General features: G+C 34.3%; 17 protein-coding genes. 7 read left to right on the top strand and 10 right to left on the bottom strand.

All coding sequences use genetic code 11. The features are described from left to right. Nucleotides 1–60 precede the first annotated feature (60 nt). Complete coding sequence (locus FN795_RS15615) at nucleotides 61–555, bottom strand: hypothetical protein (RefSeq protein ID WP_142451455.1); 495 nt, start codon at nucleotides 553–555, stop codon at nucleotides 61–63. Between the two features lie 16 nt (nucleotides 556–571). Then, nucleotides 572–1,090, bottom strand: a complete 519-nt coding sequence (locus FN795_RS15610; protein ID WP_142451454.1) for a hypothetical protein — start codon at nucleotides 1,088–1,090, stop codon at nucleotides 572–574. A gap of 183 nt (nucleotides 1,091–1,273) precedes the next feature. On the opposite strand from FN795_RS15610, the gene FN795_RS15605 reads away from it, so the two are divergent. Then, complete coding sequence (locus tag FN795_RS15605; protein ID WP_142451453.1) at nucleotides 1,274–2,236, top strand: helix-turn-helix transcriptional regulator; 963 nt, start codon at nucleotides 1,274–1,276, stop codon at nucleotides 2,234–2,236. Between the two features lie 47 nt (nucleotides 2,237–2,283). On the opposite strand, the gene FN795_RS15600 is transcribed toward FN795_RS15605, so the two are convergent. Both FN795_RS15600 and FN795_RS15595 read right to left on the bottom strand, forming a co-directional pair. After that, the gene (locus FN795_RS15600) at nucleotides 2,284–2,784 is read right to left on the bottom strand and encodes a DinB family protein (protein ID WP_142451452.1); all 501 of its coding nucleotides are present in this window, start codon (nucleotides 2,782–2,784) and stop codon (nucleotides 2,284–2,286) included. Nucleotides 2,785–2,830: 46 nt separating this feature from the next. Continuing rightward, nucleotides 2,831–3,310, bottom strand: a complete 480-nt coding sequence (locus tag FN795_RS15595) for a DinB family protein (protein WP_142451451.1) — start codon at nucleotides 3,308–3,310, stop codon at nucleotides 2,831–2,833. 327 nt (nucleotides 3,311–3,637) lie between these two features. On the opposite strand from FN795_RS15595, the gene FN795_RS15590 reads away from it, so the two are divergent. Together FN795_RS15590 and thiL are read left to right on the top strand one after the other, a co-directional pair. Then, complete coding sequence (locus FN795_RS15590) at nucleotides 3,638–7,612, top strand: T9SS type B sorting domain-containing protein (protein ID WP_167498088.1); 3,975 nt, start codon at nucleotides 3,638–3,640, stop codon at nucleotides 7,610–7,612. A 148-nt stretch (nucleotides 7,613–7,760) separates the two neighbouring features. After that, nucleotides 7,761–8,807, top strand: a complete 1,047-nt coding sequence (thiL, locus tag FN795_RS15585) for a thiamine-phosphate kinase (protein ID WP_142451449.1) — start codon at nucleotides 7,761–7,763, stop codon at nucleotides 8,805–8,807. Nucleotides 8,808–8,893: 86 nt separating this feature from the next. On the opposite strand, the gene FN795_RS15580 is transcribed toward thiL, so the two are convergent. The 5 genes from FN795_RS15580 to FN795_RS15560 form a co-directional block, all read right to left on the bottom strand. Then, nucleotides 8,894–9,592 (bottom strand): response regulator, encoded by a 699-nt coding sequence (locus FN795_RS15580; RefSeq protein WP_142451448.1) that lies wholly within the window; start codon nucleotides 9,590–9,592, stop codon nucleotides 8,894–8,896. Then, nucleotides 9,582–11,639 carry a tetratricopeptide repeat-containing sensor histidine kinase gene (locus FN795_RS15575; RefSeq protein ID WP_244289990.1) on the bottom strand — a complete coding sequence of 686 codons (2,058 nt, stop codon included), beginning with the start codon at nucleotides 11,637–11,639 and terminating at the stop codon, nucleotides 9,582–9,584. Before FN795_RS15575 ends, FN795_RS15580 begins: the two co-directional genes overlap by 11 nt. Before the next feature lie 96 nt (nucleotides 11,640–11,735). Further along, entirely contained in the window at nucleotides 11,736–11,972 is a 237-nt protein-coding gene (locus FN795_RS15570) for a hypothetical protein (RefSeq protein ID WP_035652931.1), read from the bottom strand. Between the two features lie 178 nt (nucleotides 11,973–12,150). Further along, on the bottom strand, nucleotides 12,151–13,050 hold the full coding sequence (locus tag FN795_RS15565) for a LytR/AlgR family response regulator transcription factor (protein WP_142451446.1): 900 nt from the start codon (nucleotides 13,048–13,050) through the stop codon (nucleotides 12,151–12,153). Nucleotides 13,051–13,304: 254 nt separating this feature from the next. Beyond that, a complete protein-coding gene (locus FN795_RS15560) occupies nucleotides 13,305–14,846 on the bottom strand; it encodes a glycine--tRNA ligase (protein ID WP_142451445.1) in 1,542 nt (513 codons plus the stop codon). A 98-nt stretch (nucleotides 14,847–14,944) separates the two neighbouring features. Here FN795_RS15560 and FN795_RS15555 point away from each other — a divergent pair, with 98 nt between their 5' ends. Further along, nucleotides 14,945–15,628, top strand: coding sequence for a ComF family protein (locus FN795_RS15555; RefSeq protein ID WP_142451444.1), 684 nt, complete (start codon nucleotides 14,945–14,947; stop codon nucleotides 15,626–15,628). A 70-nt stretch (nucleotides 15,629–15,698) separates the two neighbouring features. Here FN795_RS15555 and FN795_RS15550 read toward each other — a convergent pair whose 3' ends face one another. Next, the gene (locus FN795_RS15550; protein WP_142451443.1) at nucleotides 15,699–18,371 is read right to left on the bottom strand and encodes a zinc-dependent metalloprotease; all 2,673 of its coding nucleotides are present in this window, start codon (nucleotides 18,369–18,371) and stop codon (nucleotides 15,699–15,701) included. A 195-nt stretch (nucleotides 18,372–18,566) separates the two neighbouring features. Here FN795_RS15550 and FN795_RS15545 point away from each other — a divergent pair, with 195 nt between their 5' ends. From FN795_RS15545 to bioB, 3 genes are all read left to right on the top strand, one after another. Then, nucleotides 18,567–19,496 (top strand): bifunctional riboflavin kinase/FAD synthetase, encoded by a 930-nt coding sequence (locus FN795_RS15545; protein ID WP_142451442.1) that lies wholly within the window; start codon nucleotides 18,567–18,569, stop codon nucleotides 19,494–19,496. A gap of 120 nt (nucleotides 19,497–19,616) precedes the next feature. Next, complete coding sequence (locus FN795_RS15540) at nucleotides 19,617–20,054, top strand: hypothetical protein (RefSeq protein ID WP_035652919.1); 438 nt, start codon at nucleotides 19,617–19,619, stop codon at nucleotides 20,052–20,054. A 172-nt stretch (nucleotides 20,055–20,226) separates the two neighbouring features. Beyond that, nucleotides 20,227–21,315, top strand: coding sequence for a biotin synthase BioB (gene bioB / locus FN795_RS15535; protein ID WP_035652916.1), 1,089 nt, complete (start codon nucleotides 20,227–20,229; stop codon nucleotides 21,313–21,315). Nucleotides 21,316–21,328: the final 13 nt, after the last annotated feature.

Raw genomic sequence — 21,328 nt, 5'->3', positions numbered from 1 at the left:
GAATCAAGAAACAAGATTATAGAAAAAACCCGATAACTTTCGTTATCGGGTTTTTTGTTTTTATGCTGAAGGCTGCGTAAAAGACCAACCTGCTATAATTAAGTCCCGAACGACTTCGTTTCTTTCCGCTCCATCTTCCAGTGTATAAATATCATGTCCGACAACAAAAGACTCTGTCATTTTCTTTGATCCATAAATTCCTCCAAAAATCATTGCAAAAATTCCTCCCACTACAACAAACGGATTAAGCAGCATGAAGTTATAAACCAAAAGAGAAATTGCCGCCACAATAGCAATTCCTGTTATCAACTGTGACTTCGAAGTTGATTTTTCATGAATTGTTTTACAAGAAGAACATCTTGGAATTCCGATTAAAATTTTAGAATATTTAACTGATCGGTATACGATAATATTAGTTCTGTCTGCTTCTACAAAAAGCGGTACAAAATAGCACTCGGTCATGCTTTTCATATGATCTCGTTCGCAGTAGGTACATTTAGTTTCGTGCGGTTCGAATCTTTTATAATGTTCATTAAAAGAGTAATTTTCAATCATAAATTTAGTTTTTAAATTAGTCTGAAGGTAAAATTTGGGATAAAATATATTTAATCAATAAACCCGGGCCGAAAGAAAACAATAACGGAATAAGAATTTCTAAATTCAAAATAGTACTTCTTCCTTTAAAATAGAAACCGCAGGCAAAAGGCATAATCACAGCAGCTATAGCATAACCAACCATTCCAGGAATTGGATTATCCTGATTCCCATAGTACCCACAAAAACAAGCAACCATGACAGATATTACAATTACCAAACCATCATTTCCACCAAACATACCCAAGAAAGTTGTAATCATAACCACAGCACCAAAAGCAACATTGCTTCTTTCTTCAGTTGCTTTGGCTTCTTTAGTTTCTTCATAAAGATCATCTTTATGGCTTTTGATTACTTTTGTTAAAAGTTCTTTCGCTGTAACAGGATCATAACCTAACCGAATTAAATCAATCAGTTCCTGATTCGCATCAAAAGTTCCAGCACGAAGCTTTTTTTTAATTTCTTCTTGCTTCGCATACGAAAAATCAGTCTGCATTTGGTCTGTTTTTAGTTGCGTTAAAAATACATCTTTTTTTAAATCAGCTACTAAAGGGAATAAAAATAATTAACAAGATAGTTCCTGATATTTCAAAACTGTCTCAATTTGGAACAGCTTTTTTATTCCTCAAAACCTTTAACCTTTGTAACTTTGAACCTCTGAAACTTCAAAAGAAAAAAAATGCTCGACGAAACCCCAAAACGATTTGACCGAATTGTTGCCATCCTTATCCAATTACAATCTAAAAAAATTGTAAAAGCACAGGAATTAGCAGATCGTTTTGATTGTAGTCTGAGAACGATTTACAGAGACATTCGAACACTTGAAGCGTCTGGAGTTCCTATTTACAGTGAAGCTGGAGTTGGTTATGCTTTAATGGACGGTTACAGATTACCACCGGTAATGTTCACTCGCGAAGAAGTAAGCAGTTTTATTGCTGCCGAGAAATTAATGCAAAAATTTACCGATCCGTCTTTGGGAAGCCATTATGCTTCGGCGATGTATAAATTGAAATCGGTTTTAAGAAGCACTGACAAAGATTATCTTTCGAATATCGAATCGCGAGTTGTCATGCAGACAATTGAACAACCCATGTTTAATGATAATTCTCCCAATACTTTATCGCTACTTTTTGAAGGTATTGCAGAGAAAAAGCAAATTTTGCTTTCATATAAAACGTATGAAACTGATGAAACTACACAAAGAAACATAGAACCTGTCGGCGTTTTTCACGACAATAATAATTGGTATTTTCTAGGATATTGCCATTTGCGTCAGGATTATCGTCAATTTAGAACCGACCGGATTCAGGAAATTAAAAAAACGGAATTTGACTTTACGATTGAACATGATGCTTTGGAAACGTATTTAACCAAAACAGAAAACTGTCCAACAACAAAAGTGAGAATTTTAGTAGAGAAGAAAATTGCAAGACATTTGGCAACAGAACGCAAATATCATGGTTTTGTTTCTGAAAAGGAAATAGGCGATCAAATTGAAATGACTTTTATGTCCCGAAGTGTGGAAGAAGGTTTTCCGCGCTGGTTTTTGATGTTTGGCGATTATGCCACAATCCTTGAACCAGAAAGTCTAAAAACTAGAACTTTGGAATTGCTAGAAATCAACAAACAAAGGCTTTTATAGAAAAAAACTCCTAAAGAAACTAAGTTGCATTAGGAGTTTTTTAATTTTTATTTCTGATTTTTTACAACATTATAAAAATTATAATCTGTATTTGAAGCGTCGGTTATGCCAACATTTCTGCCAATAGTTACAATTTGTCCACGGTGATAAGTTCCATGATTGATAACCTGAAGCAAATAATCAGCAATTGGCAGTTCGCATTCAAACCACGGATTAATGATTTTAACTTCTCTCGCTAAATCTTCCTCAGACAATGAATTGATCAGATGTTTCAATTTTGTAGATGAATTTAATAAGCCTGCGAAGATTTCTTCTTTTGATAATTCATTTTCTGGTTTCTTGTGTGACATATCATTTTCAGAAATAACAGAAAACCAATATTCTTCGGTAGACCAAATATGATCTAGTGTTTTTACAATGGTTGAAAAACTCGAAGGTACTTCTGCATACAACAATTCATCTGATTTCGGCGAAAGCCAATTCACAAATTGCTGGTTTACCCATAAATTATAATCTGCATAATTGGTCATTATCTTTTTTAAGCTCATAGCCATTAATTTTAGATTTATTCAATAAAGTTACAATTTTGTCTAATTATCTTTCCCAAAAAAATGGAGGTTCGATATTTAAGGCTCTTAAATAAACATAAGCCTGCCCACGGTGATGCACTTCATTATCAATAAAATATAAAATATTCTGGATGATCGGGAATTCATATTGTCCGAAAAGATTAAAGGTTTCGCTAAAATCTTCTACAGATAATTGTTCCCAATATTTGTTGATTTCTGCTGTCGCTTCATCCCATTTTTCAAGATACTGCGCTTTAAAAATCAGTTTTTCTTCTGCTTCAGTATAAGGCCCGCTTTTACGGTTTACAATTCCTTTAAGAGCCGGAGCCGCAATTGCTAAAAGTTCGTCAACTAATTTTGCGAAAGGGCGCATTCCGCCAATCGAAAATTCGAAGAAATCTTTCTCTGGAAAAATCTCAATTAAACGACGCGTCAATGCACGATGTCCTTGCCAGTGTTTCAACAAATCTTCTGAAGTAATTACTTGTGCTTCTAATGTTTTCATGATTTTAAGGTTTTAAAGTTTTGATACTTCAAAAGTAAAATGGGCTGGTGACAACAGTTTGTCAGCAGGAAAAAAAACTTTTAATTTTCTTTTTAAACTGCCTTAATCATTTTTAAAAAATCACAAAATTAAATTTAGCTCAAAAATAAAATCTCAAATCGAAAACATCTTAAATTATTGATTTTCATTAAATTAAATAAAAATCATTTGTACCTTTACGTCCCCTCAGTCAATAAAATCAGAATTATGAGAACATCTCTATTTCTATTTTTATTATTTTATTCGACTATATCTTTTTCACAGGGGATCATAGTGGACACTATCTCCTTGAGCATACCTCAACTGGTTCGGGAAGAATTAATGCAAAATGCCTGCGCTAACGAAAACAACTTCAAATTTTCATCACATCAGGGAATTGGCAAATTCACAAATACAAATCCGAATTTTCCAATTTCAGAAGGTATTATTATTCGAAATGGAATTGCAAAATATACAGATGGAAGTTATACTGGCAACAATGAAAGCAGTCAATTGAATGATGCCGGTGATAACGATCTTCAGACAATAAGCGACAGTAATGGACAAACGGTTCCGATTACAGATGTGAATTATATTCAGTTTGATTTTACTCCTTTGTCCAGCAATTTTAGCTTTGATTTTCTTTTTGCGTCTAATGAATACGGTGAATTTCAGTGTGGTTTCAGCGATGTATTCGCTTTTATTTTAACCGATTTGACAACTGGAGTTTCTACAAATCTGGCAGTAGTTCCCGGAACAGCAACGCCAGTTTCGGTCAAAAATATCAGGGACGGACAGTACAATTCTTCCTGTTTATCGGCAAATCCCAATTTATTTGGCCGTTATAATGTAAACAATCCAACAGAATCGGCTATAAATATGAGAGGAGAAACCAAAGTTTTGACGGCTTCTTCGACGGTAATTCCAAATAGAACCTACAGCATAAAACTGGCGATTGGTGATTACAACGACAGCAGTTATGATTCTGCCGTTTTCATAAAAGGAGGAAGTTTCATGACTTCTATGGATTTAGGGCCCGACAGAAACATCTGCGAAGGCGAAACAATCACGCTACGATCTGGGCTTGTGGGAAACTACAATTATGTTTGGACTTTAGACGGTACCACAATTTCTGGTCAAACAACCAATTCATTGACTGTGAATAAATCGGGAACATATGGAGTTACGGCTACACTTTCGGGCTGTATTATAAAAGATGAAGTCGTGATTAGTGATTTGGTTATTAAACCTGCCAAAAATTTAATTGCCTGTTATACTACAAATGGCATTTATAATTATGATTTAACGCAGAACAATTTGAATACTTTAGGCATTAATCCCGCAGAATATTCTCTTTTATATTTTAGTAGTTTGGCTGCGGCCAATGCTAACGGACCTGTGATTCCTCAAAATCAATTGAATTCTTTTACAAGCGTCGGTAATCAAACTATTTATATAAAAGCCGTGTCTATCAATAACAACAATACGCTTTGCAATAATTTGATTTCCTTTGAATTGCTTGTAACAGCTCCCATCAACATTACAAAACCTCCTGATTTGAGTTTTTGTAACACAAATTCCGGAAGGGTCAGAGTTGATTTGACTGTTCAGGAAAGCCAGATTCTAAGCGGTTCAAATCCATCAGAATATAAGATTACCTATCATACAAGTCAGGCAGAAGCAAACAGCGCCACAAATCCGATTTTAAATCCGGATGCTTTTAATACTTCTTTATCACAGTCACAGCAAACAATTTGGGTTAGAGTCGAAAGTCTTCAAAATTCCTTTTGTTATCGTACAGTAAATTTCAATATAATAATTTATGCACTTCCGCCAGTAAATGATATTCCTGACGTTATCGCCTGCAAGAGTTATACGCTGCCTCCAATAAATTTTGGCTTTTATTATACTGGCCCAAATGGCACAGGAACAAGAATGAATGCAGGAGATGTCATTACAAAATCGGGAGCCTATTACATTTACAGCGGACCAACCGCAAACAATTGTACCAATGAAAACACTTTTAGTGTAACTCTTGTTTATGAACTAGAATTTCCAAAAGAAGCCTGCGGAAAATACATAGTTCCGACTGTAGTTGCCGGTGGTTTTTTTACTGAACCAGGAGGAAAGGGAAATGTTATTCCGAGTGGAACATCATTTACAACAAGTCAAACTATTTACTATTATGCCGTAATTGACGGAGCAGTCTGCACTGATATAGCCGTACCTTTTATTGTGTATCCTTTGCCATTAGTAGATCAGCCCAGCAATATAATTACTTGCGATTCTTATGTACTACCTCCTTTGACAAATGGAAACTACTTTTCGCAGTCTGGTGGTTTAGGAATTCCTTTAAATGCAGGAAACAGAATAACATCTAGCCAAACTGTTTATGTCTTTTCGAATGATGGAAGATGCACAAATGAGCACTCGTTCAAAATCGATATTATAGATTCGTCACGTTTTATCCCCATAACACAATGCGGGAGTTATGAGCTGCCATCAGTTAAAATAGGTGGTTATTACGACAGCCCCGGAGGTCAGGGCAAAAATATTCCGGCTGGAACAATTATTACTACATCTCAAACCATATATTATTTTGCCTCTACAAGTACTTCTCCCAATTGTACTTATGATTTAAAATATCAAATCACCATAAAACCTTTGCCTTTGGTTGATATGCCAAATAATAGATTGGAGTGTGATCGTTATACATTGCCTTCATTGATTAATGGTAATTATTTTACGGATACAAATGGCGGCGGAACTCCATTACACGCTGGAGATGTTATTACAGAAACACAGACAATTTATGTTTTTTCGGTTGGAACTGATTGCACCAATGAACATAGTTTTGTTGTCGAAATCAGACCATTGCCTCTCGTTGACAATTTTACAGATGTAGTTACTTGTACAAATTTCAAGCTTCCTAAATTAAAAAACGGACACTATTTTTCTGCTTCAGGAGGGCCTTATGGTTCAGGAAATCTGCTTGCCGAAGGAACAATAATAAATACAACCCAAACTATTTATATTTATAACGAATGGCCTGATTTTGCAAAGTGCAGCAATGAAACTTTTTTTAAAATTAATGTAAACGGAATAGACGTTGGGACTTTTGACAATATCACTACATGCGACAATTATACGTTGCCACCTTTAAAATTAGGCAATTACTATTCACAACCCAAGGGAAAAGGCTCCGTTATTCCTGCCGGAACAATTTTAACGGCTTCACAAACTATTTATGTTTATGCCACTGTTGGGACTCGCCTAAATTGTTCAAGCGAAAAGAGCTTTACAGTAACTATTTCTTCAACACCAACATTGACTCCATTTCCAGATATTGCAGTTTGCAAAAGCTACACCTTGCCCACTTTAACTGTTGGAAATTATTATAGTGGACCAAATGCAACCGGAATCCGTTATAACCCTGGCGAACAGATAAACTCAACTCAGCAAATGTACATTTATGCTGTTGCCGCGACAAATCAAAATTGTGTTTCGCAAGATGATTTTACTATTACCATTTATCCTTTAAAAGATTTTACAATAAAAAATGGCGTAATCTGCGTCGATTATTTAACAGGGACATTACTTGAGCCAACGCAACTGAATTCAGGACTTAATCCAAATGAATACACAATTGACTGGTTTTTTAACGGCGATAAAATAAATACAGGACCCTCTTATACTGCCATTAAAGAAGGAATTTATACAGTCGTCCCCACAAAAATCGGTTCAATTATTGGTGCTGATTGCGGTTATAATGCGACCACCGTAACGGTCGAAAAATCTAGTCCGGCAATTGCAACCCTAACCGTGACTGATGCTTTTGAAGATGATATAGACATTATAGTAACCGTAACAAATGGCTTTGGAGTCTATGAATATCAATTAGACGATGGTTATTTTCAAACGAGTAGTGTTTTTTCAGATGTTGATTCCGGAAAACACGCAATTACGATAAAAGACAAAAAAGGCAACTGCGACAATCTGATTTTGTTTGCCAATGTTCTAAAATACCCTAAATTTTTCACTCCAAACAATGATGGTTATAATGACACTTGGAACATCACAGATCTTACCATTCAGCCAGATGCAGTCATCAATATTTTTGATCGTTATGGCAAGCTTTTAAAACAACTTCGTCCTGCAGATCCGGGCTGGGATGGCAATTACAACGGAAATCCGCTTCCTTCTTCTGATTATTGGTTTCAGGTTTTTTACAAAGAAGACCAAATCGACCAGGTTTTCAAATCTCATTTTAGCTTAAAACGGTAATCCGGCAAATGTAGTTACACATCGAAGCGCATCTCTACAAAAAAACTTAGTCCCTTAGCACATTAGAATCTTAGAACCTAACAATCTTAGCATCTTTAAAAAAAACCTTTGTACCTTTGCGCCTTAATAACTTTGGAACTTAGAAGAAATGATAGAAGATAAAAATCCGCAACGCACCAGTATAGCACAATTAGGCGAATTTGGCCTTATTGACCATTTAACCCGAAACTTTGATGTTACACAGGAATCTACTTTAAAAAGTATTGGCGACGATGCAGCAGTATTAGATTTTAAGGATAAAAAAGTTGTTGTTTCTACCGATTTATTGATTGAAGGCGTGCATTTCGACCTGGCTTATATGCCTTTAAAACATTTGGGTTACAAAGCAGTTGTAGTAAATGTGTCTGACATTTGTGCGATGAATGCAAAACCAACTCAAATTACGGTTTCTGTTGCTGTTTCTAATCGTTTTCCGCTGGAAGCTTTAGAAGAATTATTCGAAGGAATTACACATGCTGCAAAAGAATATAAAATTGATGTAATTGGCGGCGACACGACCTCATCTCAAAAAGGATTAATTATTAGCATTACTGCAATTGGTGAAGCAGCTGAAGATGAAATCGCTTACCGAAATGGAGCAAAACAAACTGATTTATTAGTTGTTACCGGAGATATCGGTGCGGCGTACATGGGATTGCAGGTATTAGAACGCGAAAAACAGGTTTTTCAGGTAAATCCAAACAGTCAGCCGGATTTAGATCCTTATACATATTTAGTCGAAAGACAATTAAAACCAGAAGCTCGTACAGATGTTCGTACTCTTTTACACGCTCTTGAAATAAAACCAACTTCGATGATTGATATTTCTGACGGATTATCATCAGAGATTATTCATATCTGCAAACAATCAAAAGTGGGTTGTAATTTATATGAAGACAAATTGCCATTGGATCCACAATTTATTTCGACTTGTGAAGAATTCAATATTGACAGTACAACTGTTGCGATTAACGGTGGTGAAGATTATGAGCTTTTGTTTACAATCGACATCAATGATTTTGATAAAATAAAAGGAAATCCAAATTTTTCAATTATTGGCCATATGGCAGAAGAAAATGAAGGAATTCATCTTGTTACTCGTGCAAACACAAAAATTGCGTTAAAAGCCAGAGGATGGGACGCTTTGAGCGAATAATTCTGAAAAGACTCAAATAAAAAAATTCCAAATTCCAAATGTTAGTTAAATCATTGGAATTTGGAATTTTTATTTTAGAATTTATTTTAAAAAAGACCTTTGCCTTTCGCTTCTTTCAAAAGTTCTTCATCAGATCCGGTTCTTATTTTCAGCAATTCTTTCAGATTGCTTTTTCGTTTTTCAATCGCTGCTAAAGAAATCGGAATATATTGTGACATATCCTCCGTTTGGGTGCCTTTTGATAAATGAAACAAAATCTGTTTATCAAATTCATCGATTTCAATAGAATTATGTGGAGATTGATTCACCATTTTCACTACAGATTGACTGTAATATTTTTCGTTTTTCATCACTTTATCAAACGCAAAAAGAAGTTCATCAAAAGTCAGATCATTTTTAATAATTAAGCCATTTGGATTAATTGTTCGGATAATCGTTTTTATTTTAAGCAACTCTGTATACATCGTAAGCAGAATCACTTTGCAATCTGGCATTTTTTTCAAAATCAATTTTGCCAGATCTTCGCCTGAAAAAATTTCTTTTTCTTCATAAGCAGGCATACTGATGTCTAAAAATGCAACATCAAATTTTGGTGTCGATTCATTTTCTAACAAATCATAAGCAGATCTGCAATCATAAGCCTGAGCAATATGAAACTCATATTCTTTGGGATTATAACGCGTTATGGCGTTTTTGTATCCCTCAATAATAAAGGGATGATCGTCGACAATTAAAATGTTTCGCGTGATTAAGTGCGAAATTGGAGCAGATAAATCAAATGTCATTATTATGCAGGTTAATTTTTTGATCGATTGGGACTTTAACAACAAGAAGTGTACCTTCTCCTTTGGCAGATTTTATCGTAACTGTACCCTTACATTCCGTCGCCCGATATTGAATATTGTGCAACCCAATACCGTTTTTAGTTCGTTTTGCATTAAAACCTACTCCATCATCTGCGATTGACAAAACTAAATAATTTATTTCACTTTTAAACTCAACCGTAATGGTATCCGCATCTGCATATTTATTACAGTTTTGAAGCGCCTCTTGTATAATTCTATATAAATTGATTTTGACGATATTGCTTACCAGATCCCATTTTATATTAGAATCAAATGTCGTAATTAATTTTGAATCATAAGTATTTCTCTGATCTTCAAAGAGTTTCATCAAAATCGCAACAAAATTATTAATTAATTCTGATTTTTCTCTATTTAAGTCATGCGAAATTTCGCGAATATCTTCTTCAATATGCTTAAGTTCAGTTAAATACTTTTTCCTTTTCGCGCTAGCCTGAGCTTCATCAACCTTGTCGAGACTGTCTAAACTGATTCTAACCCCAAACATTCTGCCTAAAACGCCATCATGCAATTCCTGCGCTACTTTTTTCTTTTCTTTAATTCGGGTTAGCTCGATTTCATTTTGCTGCGAAATCATCAGATTGTAAATATCTTCATTTGCAATTTGGTGTTGCTGCTTAAAAAGTAATTCTCTGTTTTTTGCCTGTTGTGTTTTATAAACATAAAAAAACAAACCCACTAAAGTACAAATACTGAATACATAAACTAAAGTCCTGTTTTTTTCCTGAAGATTTGAATTCTGATCCTTTATTTCATTGGTTTCGTATTCAATTCTGGAGAATTTCTCACCCATTTTTCGTTCTGCCTTCAACATTTTGTCATTCAACTGAATATATTCGACAGAATAAATAGAGGCGTTTTTTGGGTCAATAGTAGCTGTCTGCTTCAGTGCCTCTAATGTATTGACCAGTTTACTTGATGTTCGTGACAACGCCAAAGCTTGTTTTGAAAACTGAAGCGCCTTAAAAGTGTCTTTTTTAAAAGCAAAATATTCCGACAAATGTATTTTACAAGATACAACTCCGGAAGAAAGACCAAGGCTATCTCTAATTCTTAAAGATCTATAAAACAAATCAGGTAGTTGAGCCGATTCTCTTCGCTTAAATTTAGAGTAACCTAAATTATCCAACAGAATAGCATACAAACCAGCCCTGTCTTCAAAAAGGTTTTTTTCTCTTAAACCACGTTCAAAAAAAACTTTCGCCTGACTGTAATTCTTCATATTCATATAGATAAAACCAATATTATTCAATGAAGCTGCCCTGTATTGCAACTCTAATGGTATTGATTTATCGTCTAAAATCTGCAAAGCTTTATTTTGAAATTCCAGAGCTTTCTCAAACTCTTCTCTTTCATTGTACAAAATCCCTAAAAGATTATAGCTTTCGTAATAAAGGTCGTTTACTTTTTTTTGTTTCTTTAAACTACTTAAAGCCTTAAAAACTGCTATTTCGCTTTCAAAGAAATCACCTTCATTATATTGCAGACTCGCTTTATTTAAAAATGTTTTTGCCAAATTATACTGATCATTCATTTTCAGATAAAACTTTTCAGCTTTAAAATAGTACAAAAAGGCACTATCAGAAATGGACTGAGAATCATAATAGTCCCCCAGATAAGTATAGGCTTTTGCCATATGGACAGAATCCTTAGACCTTTGTGCTCTTTCTAAAATTAAATTCGTCGTTTTCAGATAACCTTTCCAATCGCTCATATTGTAATAACGATTGGCAATCTTAAAAAGATTCACTTTATTTAGCGAGTCGTCTTCCTGATCTAAAATTACGCGGAGTGCTTTTTGATTATAATTTTGCTTGACACTTAAAGGAAGATTATTTTCGTTTGCCAACGAAAAGTAAATAGGAAGACTATCCTTGGGAGAAGTTAAATCTTGATCTGATTTTGCATTTTTATTGCATGCAAACAAAACAAAAAATAAAAGTAATAGTATTTTACATTTTTTTTTCAATTGTTTCTTTTGAGTTTTACCAAAAATAATAAAACTATAGACACAAAAAAAGGCCGTCAATAAATTGACAGCCTTTCTGCACATCTAAACTTACGTTTAGTCTATTTTTTTATCTGATCCAAAAGCTTGATTCACACTAGAAAAGTTTGATTGGCTATTGTTTAATGTTTGATCGTTTGTTCCGTGAAAATCAAGTTTTTTTGTTCTTCCTGTCGCACCGCCGTCAATTATTGTATCAGAATCTGCTAAATAAGTTGGATTTTCTGGAGCTGCAAAAGAAGTTGCAACCATTACTAAAGAAAATAATCCGAATGTTAAAGCTGTTTTTTTCATGATCTGAGGTATTAAGTTTTTTTTGATTTTTTTGTTTTTGGGGCTGACCGCTCTCTGCGAATCGTTGGTGTAAAATTATACCCGTCAACGAAAAAAATTTACATGAAAAATGGAGTTTATGGTAGATCATGCCCAAATGATAGTCACTGGGCGTCAAATTCATGTAAACACTTAATATTTAGACCTCTATGTAATTTCCAGCGGAGAAATTTGCAATGATTAAATCTACATTTGCTTTATAAGTTTTGGAAAAAGGGACCTTTTTAGGCGAGTTTTTTATGTAACAAACTGAGTTTCCGTTATGAATTCGGGAAATGTAATTTTGATTGATGATATAACTGTTGTGAATTCGTATAAACGGATGTACTAAAATACTTTCAAAATGCTTTAAAGTTTTAAAAGCAGTAACCATTTCACCAGAACTTAAATAAATATCTGTCGAATTATTATCTGCCTGAAAATAGCAAATATCGGCTGCATTCATATAGCGATAATCACCATACGATTTTATACAAAGTATAAGTGGTTGCTCAATTATTTGAGGCACTTGAACTTCTTTAACAATAATTGGAGTTTCTTCTTCAACGCTAATTGTATTCATTTCTTCTTTTAAAGGCATTATTTGAGCCTCTAAAGGATTTTCTTTAACAACATCGACCGAAGATTCAACTTCAGCATTTTTTTGCGTTTTTGACTCTATTGTAAGCTTTTCTAGTTTTAAAAGTGTTTTTACAAGATCAACATGTGTAAGAGGTTTCAAAATATAATCAAAAACGCCATATTGAATTGCGTCAAAAGCCAGATCCTTTTTTAAGGTTGTAACAATTATTTTTGGAACAACTGACAAATAACGATACAGTTCGCCCACAAAAGCAAGTGATAAATTACCTGAAGAATTTTCAGAATCAATTTCTAAAAAAACAAAAGAAGGTTTATACTCTAAAACCAGATTTAATCCCTGCTGATAATTCGTAGCCGATCCTATAAAAGTCAATTCTGAAAAACCTTCTGCAACAATTCTGGTTTTCAAAACACTCTCAGCGTCATTGTCAATTATAATGTAGGAATATTTTTTCAATTTGGTTTTTAAGCAGTTTTTAAAATGAACCAAAGCTTTTCGCCTTCAAATTCATTTTCTAATTTTAATGTATGATGCGCAATTAAATTTACGCATTTCATTTGTGCAAACATTTCATTGTTAACACATTACACTAAAATGTTAATACAAAAAGCTGAAATGCATAAAAGTTCGATGAAATGCATTTTTCAAAATTAAAAAAATCCCAAACTCCAGCGAGGAATTTGGGATTTATATAGTGTTAATTAAGAAAATTACATTTTCATCAACCAGTTTTTCATCGAAACTTCGTTTTCAATAATTCCTTTTAATTCAGAAATTTTAACACGATCTTGTTTCATTGTATCTCTATGACGAATTGTTACTGTTTCGTCTTCAAGAGTTTGGTGATCAACTGTGATACAGAAAGGAGTTCCAAGAGCATCTTGTCTTCTGTAACGACGACCAACTGCATCTTTTTCGTCGTACGCTACATTGAAATCCCATTTCAAATCTTCAATGATTTTTCTTGAAATTTCTGGAAGCCCGTCTTTTTTAACCAACGGAAGAACTGCTGCTTTAGTTGGCGCTAAAACTGCAGGCAATTTAAGCACTGTTCTTGTAGAACCGTCCTCTAAAGTTTCTTCTTGCAACGATGTTGCAAAAACAGCTAAAAACATACGATCCAAACCAACTGAAGTTTCTACTACGTATGGCACATAGTTTTCATTCAATTCAGGATCAAAGTATTGCAGTTTTCTTCCTGAATATTCTTCGTGCGCTTTTAAGTCGAAATCTGTACGAGAGTGAATTCCTTCTAATTCTTTAAAACCAAATGGGAAGTTGAATTCAATATCTGCAGCTGCATTTGCGTAATGCGCTAATTTTTCGTGATCGTGAAAACGATAGTTTTCTTTTCCTAATCCTAAAGATAAATGCCAGTTTAAACGTGTCGTTTTCCAATGCTCGTACCATTTCATTTCTTCACCTGGACGAACAAAAAATTGCATTTCCATTTGTTCAAATTCACGCATACGGAAAATGAATTGTCTTGCAACGATTTCATTTCTGAACGCTTTTCCAGTTTGAGCAATTCCAAAAGGAACTTTCATACGACCAGATTTCTGAACATTTAAAAAGTTTACGAAAATACCTTGTGCCGTTTCTGGACGCAAGTATAAATCCATTGCATTTTCTGCAGAAGCACCAAGTTTTGTTCCAAACATCAAGTTGAATTGCTTAACCTCTGTCCAGTTTTTAGAACCAGTTTCAGGATCAGCAATTTCAAGTTCTTCAATTAATGCTTTAACATCTGCTAAATCTCCAGCACCTAAAGAACGTCCTAAACGCTCTCTGATTTCTCTTTCTTTAGCCAAATATTCAATAACGCGAGCATTTGTGGTTACAAATTCTTCTTCATTGAATGCATCTCCAAAACGTGCTTTTGCTTTTTCGATTTCTTTTTTAGCTTTCAGATTAATTTTTTCAGCATGATCTTCAACTAAAACGTCAGCTCTATATCTTTTTTTAGAATCTTTATTGTCAATCAAAGGATCATTGAAGGCATCAACGTGACCTGAAGCTTTCCAGGTTGTTGGATGCATCAATATCGCCGCGTCTAAACCGACAATATTTTCATTCATCTGAACCATTGATTTCCACCAATATTCTCTAATATTCTTTTTTAATTCGACACCATTTTGTGCGTAATCATACACTGCACTCAATCCATCGTATACTTCGCTTGACGGAAAAATAAATCCGTACTCTTTTGCGTGCGAAACCACATTCTTAAATAAATCGTCTTGTTTTGCCATAGTGATGCAAAAATATAAAAAGTACTTTTAAAAAAAAGAAAAATAATAAAGATTGGAGTTTGAATTTCGTTAGTTTTGTAACTAAATTCTTTCTATTTGTGTTTAAATCTATAATAAATCTGTTTTTCCCAAAAGTTTGTGCCGGATGCCGCCAAATTTTACAGACCAATGAAGTTGTTTTTTGTTCGAAATGCCGTCATGAAATACCTCTGACGCATTATCATCTGGATTCTAAAAATGAAGCCGTTAAAAAATTTTATGGGAAAGTTGAAATTCAGCATGCATCGGCATTAATGTATTTTATAAAAAAAGGAATCGTTCAGGAATTGATCCACAATTTGAAATACAAAGGACATGAAGAAATTGGCACTGTTTTAGGCAGCTGGTATGCCGAAGATCTAAAAGAATTAAAACTGAACAATCCTTTTGAAGTTGTTATTCCAGTACCGCTTCATCCAAAAAAATTTAAAGAAAGAGGTTATAATCAAGTGACGACTTTTGCAAAAGCACTTTCGGAAGGATTAAATCTCACTTTTGATGATCGCATTTTATTCCGAAAGAAATACTCTAAAACACAATCAAAAAAGAATCTTTTAGGAAGAACCGAAAATATTGAAAACATTTTTGATGTCAAATTTTCTGAAGAAAATCACAACAAACATTTTTTAATTGTTGATGATGTCTTGACAACAGGATCAACATTAGAAGCTTGTTCAAAAGCGCTTTTGAAAATTCCGGGAGCAAAAATCAGTATTGTTTGTATGGCAATGGCGAACTCATAAAAATAAGAAATCCAAATTCCAATTGATTAACTTTTGGAATTTGGACTTCTTATTTGAAGTTTTTGAATTTTTAATTCACAATTATTTTTTTCACTGTTCTTCTATTTCCGTCAATAACCGTTACGAGGTAAACTCCTGCAGCGCTATTTGGAAGCTGAATTGTTTGATTAAAATTTGACGAAGCTTCAAAAGTTTTTGAATAAACTATTTTTCCTAAAATATCATGCACAAAAACTTTAACTCCTGTTTCAGACTGGCTTTCAAATTGAATAGTGAAATTTCCTTTATTCGGATTTGGATAAAGACTAAAATCGATACTTTCAAAATCTGGCGTCGCCAAAGTGTATGTTTGTCCGCAAATACTAATTGAAGCCGAATTTAATGTTCCGAAGTTTCCAACGACAGCATCTCTAACTCTGAAAATCCAATTACCTTGAGTTTTTTCACCATTAAAAGCACTTAGTGCATCAACAGGCAAAACAATTTGTTCAGTCGTTACATTACAATCTAGAGCAGCGCCTGAATCATTAAACTTCATGGCTAAAGTAGATTTTGTCGATCCGCAATTTTTATTGAACAATCGAACGATTGTTCCAGCAGGACTGACGATCTGAAGTTCTATATCAGAAAATTTATCGTGTGTAATATTCACAGAAACATCTACATCTGTAACTGTTGCTTCAGATGTCGGAACAGTTATTGTTCTTGTAACAAAAGTGGTTGTATTTGGAATCGAAAACGAATTTCCAAAACTATAAGTATCGCAAGAAGAATTTGAAGTATAACCAACTGCAAAGGGTTTGCTATTAATTGCATAAAAAATATTTCCTGTTGGCTCAATCAAAATTCTGCAATTTTTTGATGAAGGAACACTTGTTGGAAGCACAATTATTTCAGAACCATCATTTGGTGTATTAGAAGCCAAAATGACAGGAAATGTTAAACCTCCATCCGTAGATAATTTAATATTAACTGTTGATGAACCTGCAAGTGTGTTTGTATTATTTACACTCCACGTTACAGTTTCAGATAATCCCTGCCACCAGCTCACATTGTCATTTGTATGAGAAGTTACTTCAAAAGGTCCTGCAGTCGAAACAACATTTACAACCATCTCATCTGTAAACGTCTGTGCCGTTCCTTGCGCTGCATTATCACGTCCTGTCAAAGTAAAATGCAATGTTCTTGCAATTGAGGAAACAGATTCCCAAGTTGTTGTAAGTTTGTTTTGAAGAACAGAATTGTAACTTGGCATATAACGCACTGTACTCGTTGTTGGAATTACAGATCGAAACAAAGGTCCGTCCGGTTTTGTGGGATAAGCAATACTTGTACTTCCTGAAGTCGTTATCGCATTATCATTTTCTTCCCAAGTATACGTAACCGAATCTCCCTCTGGATCTGAACCAGTTCCAGTCAAAACAAAGGCAGTACTAATAGGAATTGTGAAATCGTCACCTGCACTCACATTCGGCGGATTATTTATAATCGCGGTATTTACCGGACAGCTTTTATTGGCCAACGTATTTTGAATCTGTCTAATACTTGCATATGCAAAATAATCGTCAGAAGTATTCTGAATATCGTAATCACCCGTCACTCCAGCATAAGCCATAATAGTTGAGCCACTTCCTGGTTCAACATTTACGCTTGTTCTTTCTTCAGAATCATAGGAAAAAGTGTGATTTGCTCCTAATTGATGTCCAAATTCATGCGCAACAAAATCAATATCAAAAGTATCTCCTTGTGGTTTTGCATCAGATGGTGATGTATAGGCGCTTCCTTTTCCTAAAGGAACTCCTGTTGTTGGATTTGTACAAACGCATCCAATACAACCAGCGTTACCGCCACCACCAGAAGCACCAAATAAATGTCCTATATCATAATTTGCATTTCCAATAACATTTGTCAAAGTAGTCTGAACTTCTTGATTCCATGCACCATCAGCTCCTTCTTTAGCTGCAGAATATGGATCTGTTGTAGCATCTGTATAAATTACAGCGTCATTATTATCAATCAAAACTAATTTTACGGCCAAATCTTTATTGAAAACACCGTTCACACGAGTCATTGTTGCATTCATTCCTGCAAGCGCCCCAGCTTTTGTTCCTCCAAAATAAGCTGTATATTCCGCTGTACATGACAAAGCGAGACGCATTGTTTTGAAAATTTTTGCACTTGATGCCTCTTTTGCTGTTTTCCCGCTAATATTTTGATTTGAAACTACCTCATCAGTCTTACAAACAAGTCTTTTTGAAGTCGAAGTATTTTTTGCAAACAAAACATATTCGGTTTTATCATCTGGATTTTCCTCGATAAATTCAGTTGATTTGTTGGCACGAAATACCATTGTCTGAAATCCAAGTGGTGAAACACTAAAATGCACTTTTGCGGTTTTATCGTCTAAACCACTTCCTTCATATGCTCTGATTTCTGGGTATTTAGCCTGAAGTTCAGGTTCAAAATTCGAGGATTCCCAAACGATGAAACGTTCTAAAGTTCCAGAAGCATTTGGAATCGTAATTTCAGCAGTATTGTTTCTCGAACCTTTTCCTGTAGCTGAGGCCAACGTGATTTGAAGTCGCTCGGAATTTAACTTATAGTATAATTTATCAGAATCTGAAGTACTGGCTCTTTTGCTCAACACCGAATTTGCACTAACTTTTTGCCATAAATCGTTATTTTGAGCAGTCAAAATAGTACAGTTAAAAATAAAAAATAAAATAAGTAATTGTTTTTTCATATCTAGTGGCATTGATAAATCAAAAATAAGTCAATTAAATCAAATTCTTACATATAAACGACATTTAACGTTTTTTAGTCGACGAGTTGGCCGATTTTCACAAAAAGAAGTAATGTTAGTTCAAAAAAATCAATTCGGCTTGGTGCCAAATTCAAAATAGATAGTATAAATTTGCAGCATCTTAAATTATTTGTTTTGAAGCTCTTTCATTCTATAAACGATTTCCATTCAACCAAGAAAACTATTTTAACGCTTGGTACCTTTGATGGCGTGCATATTGGTCATAAAAAAATTCTCGAACGAATTACGCAGAATACTGAAAATGGCAAATATGAAAGTTTAGTGCTTACTTTTTTTCCGCATCCAAGAATGGTTCTGCAAGAAAAATCAGAAATAAAACTTTTAAATACAATTGCTGAAAAAACAAAACTTTTAGAAGCAACAGGAATTGAAAATCTTATTATTCATCCGTTTAACGAAAGTTTTTCACGACTTACAGCCGAAGAGTTTGTACATTCCATTTTAGTTGATCAATTTCAGATTCAGAAAATAATTATTGGACATGATCATCGCTTTGGAAGAAACAGAACTGCCAATATTGATGATTTAATTGCTTTTGGTGCCGAATATGGTTTTGAGGTCGAGCAAATTTCAGCTCAGGAAATTCAGGATGTTTCTGTAAGTTCTACCAAAATCAGAAAAGCTTTAGACGAAGGAAATATGGCTTTGGCCAATGATTATCTCGGATATGACTATTTTTTATCTGGAGAAGTAGTAAAAGGAAAACAATTAGGAAGAACGATTGGTTATCCGACAGCAAATATTCAAATTGAAGAAGATTACAAATTAATTCCGAAAACCGGAGTTTATGCCGTAAAAGCAATCGTTGATCAAAAAGAAGTTTTCGGAATGATGAATATTGGATTTAATCCAACTGTAAATGGTCAAAAGCAAACTATTGAAGTCAATCTTTTTGATTTTGATGAAGACATTTACGGAAAAAAAATTGAAGTTTCTTTATTGAAATATTTGCGTGAAGAACAAAAATTTGGTTCAGTTGATTTGTTGAAAGAGCAATTAAATCAGGATAAATTAAATGCTTTGGCATTTGTAAATCAACGTTAGAAAACGTCCGATAAAATACTTTTCGGCCTTTTTAAATCATCGTAGTTATTTTTTTAGTAAATTTGATATAGAACATTGTTTTCCAAACATTTACTATTAACTTCTTTAAAAATAACCACTATGAAATTACCTAAAGAAATTACCAACGGGTTTCTGATATTTCTCGGAATAGGCATTTATTTTTTGTTGATGAATGTATTAGGACTAGCAAATTTGTTTTATTTACGTACCCTAAATGTCTTTTTTATCTTTTATGGCGTGAACAGAACCATGCAAATGAACTTGCGTGAAGGAGAAACCAATTTTGTGTCGAATGCCGTTTCTGCCATGGCAACTTCAGTAGTTGGCGTGTCAATGAGCGTTTTCGGATTATTAGTTTATAGCTATGCACGAGGCGGAGATGCCTATGTAAAAACCTTATCTGAGACTTTTATGTTTGGAGGAAACCCCTCAGTTCCAACTTATTGCATTTGCCTGCTTTTTGAAGGTGTTGCTTCTTCGGTCATTGTTACTTTGATGATGATGCTCTATTGGAACAATAAATATGCTGCCGATTAACATTTCAAAATAAATCAAACATTTTAGCACCCTAAAATCATAGAATTATATATTTTAATGATTTTAGGGTGTTTCTTTTTTGAAAATAGTTGTCATATATTCATTTGCAGAATACATCATTGGTTGATTAGAACAATTTAACTACTTTTGAAGCTTCAAAAACAATGTATCAATGAGCATTACAAAACACAATTGGACCAAAGACGAGATAATCGCCATATATAACAAGCCTATGATGGATCTTCTTTATGAAGCTGCAAGTATCCACAGGCAAAAACACGATCCGAACGTTGTTCAGGTATCTACATTATTATCAATCAAAACCGGAGGCTGTCCTGAAGACTGTGGTTACTGCCCCCAAGCGGCACGTTACAACACAGGAGTTGAAGGAAACGATTTAATGAGTGTGAGTCAGGTTAAAGCTCAGGCTTTGCGTGCAAAATCAAATGGATCTTCTCGTGTTTGTATGGGAGCTGCATGGAGAAACGTAAAAGACGGCGAAGAATTCGATCAGGTTTTAGAAATGGTCCGTACTATTAACAAACTTGATATGGAAGTTTGTTGTACACTTGGAATGATTACTGAAAACCAGGCACAACGTTTAGCAGAAGCTGGTTTATATGCTTACAATCATAACTTAGATACTTCTGAAGATTACTATAAAGATGTTATTTCGACACGTGCATTTGAAGATCGTTTAGAAACCATTGAAAATGTTCGTAAAACTAATGTAACGGTTTGTAGCGGAGGAATTATTGGAATGGGAGAAAGTATTGAAGACAGAGCTGGAATGCTTGTTGCGCTTTCAACTTTAAATCCGCAACCAGAATCAGTGCCAATTAATGCTTTAGTAGCTGTTGAAGGAACACCAATGGAAGATGAAAAACCAGTAGAAATCTGGGAAATGATTCGTATGGTTGCTACAACCAGAATCGTAATGCCAGAAACTCAGGTTCGTTTATCTGCAGGAAGAACAAATATGAGTCGAGAAGGACAAGCAATGTGCTTTTTTGCTGGGGCAAATTCAATTTTTGCCGGAGATAAACTGCTTACAACACCAAACCCTGATGTACACGAAGACATGAAAATGTTTGAACTTTTAGGTTTGAATCCTCAAAAACCATTTACAAAAGTTTCTCAACCAAAAACAGTTGAAGCAGAAGATTCTCAATTTGCTCCACTTGGCGAAAAACCGAAATGGTCTAGACCAGGACACACAATTGAAAGAAACGTTGAACATTCAATTAAATCAAAAATTTAATTTTTAGAGTTCA

This window comes from Flavobacterium resistens (assembly GCF_900182645.1).
In the GTDB taxonomy this organism is placed as follows: Bacteria; Bacteroidota; Bacteroidia; order Flavobacteriales; family Flavobacteriaceae; genus Flavobacterium; species Flavobacterium resistens.
Note: the sequence above shows the minus strand (reverse complement) of the source record. Positions and strands in the feature narration are given on the sequence as shown.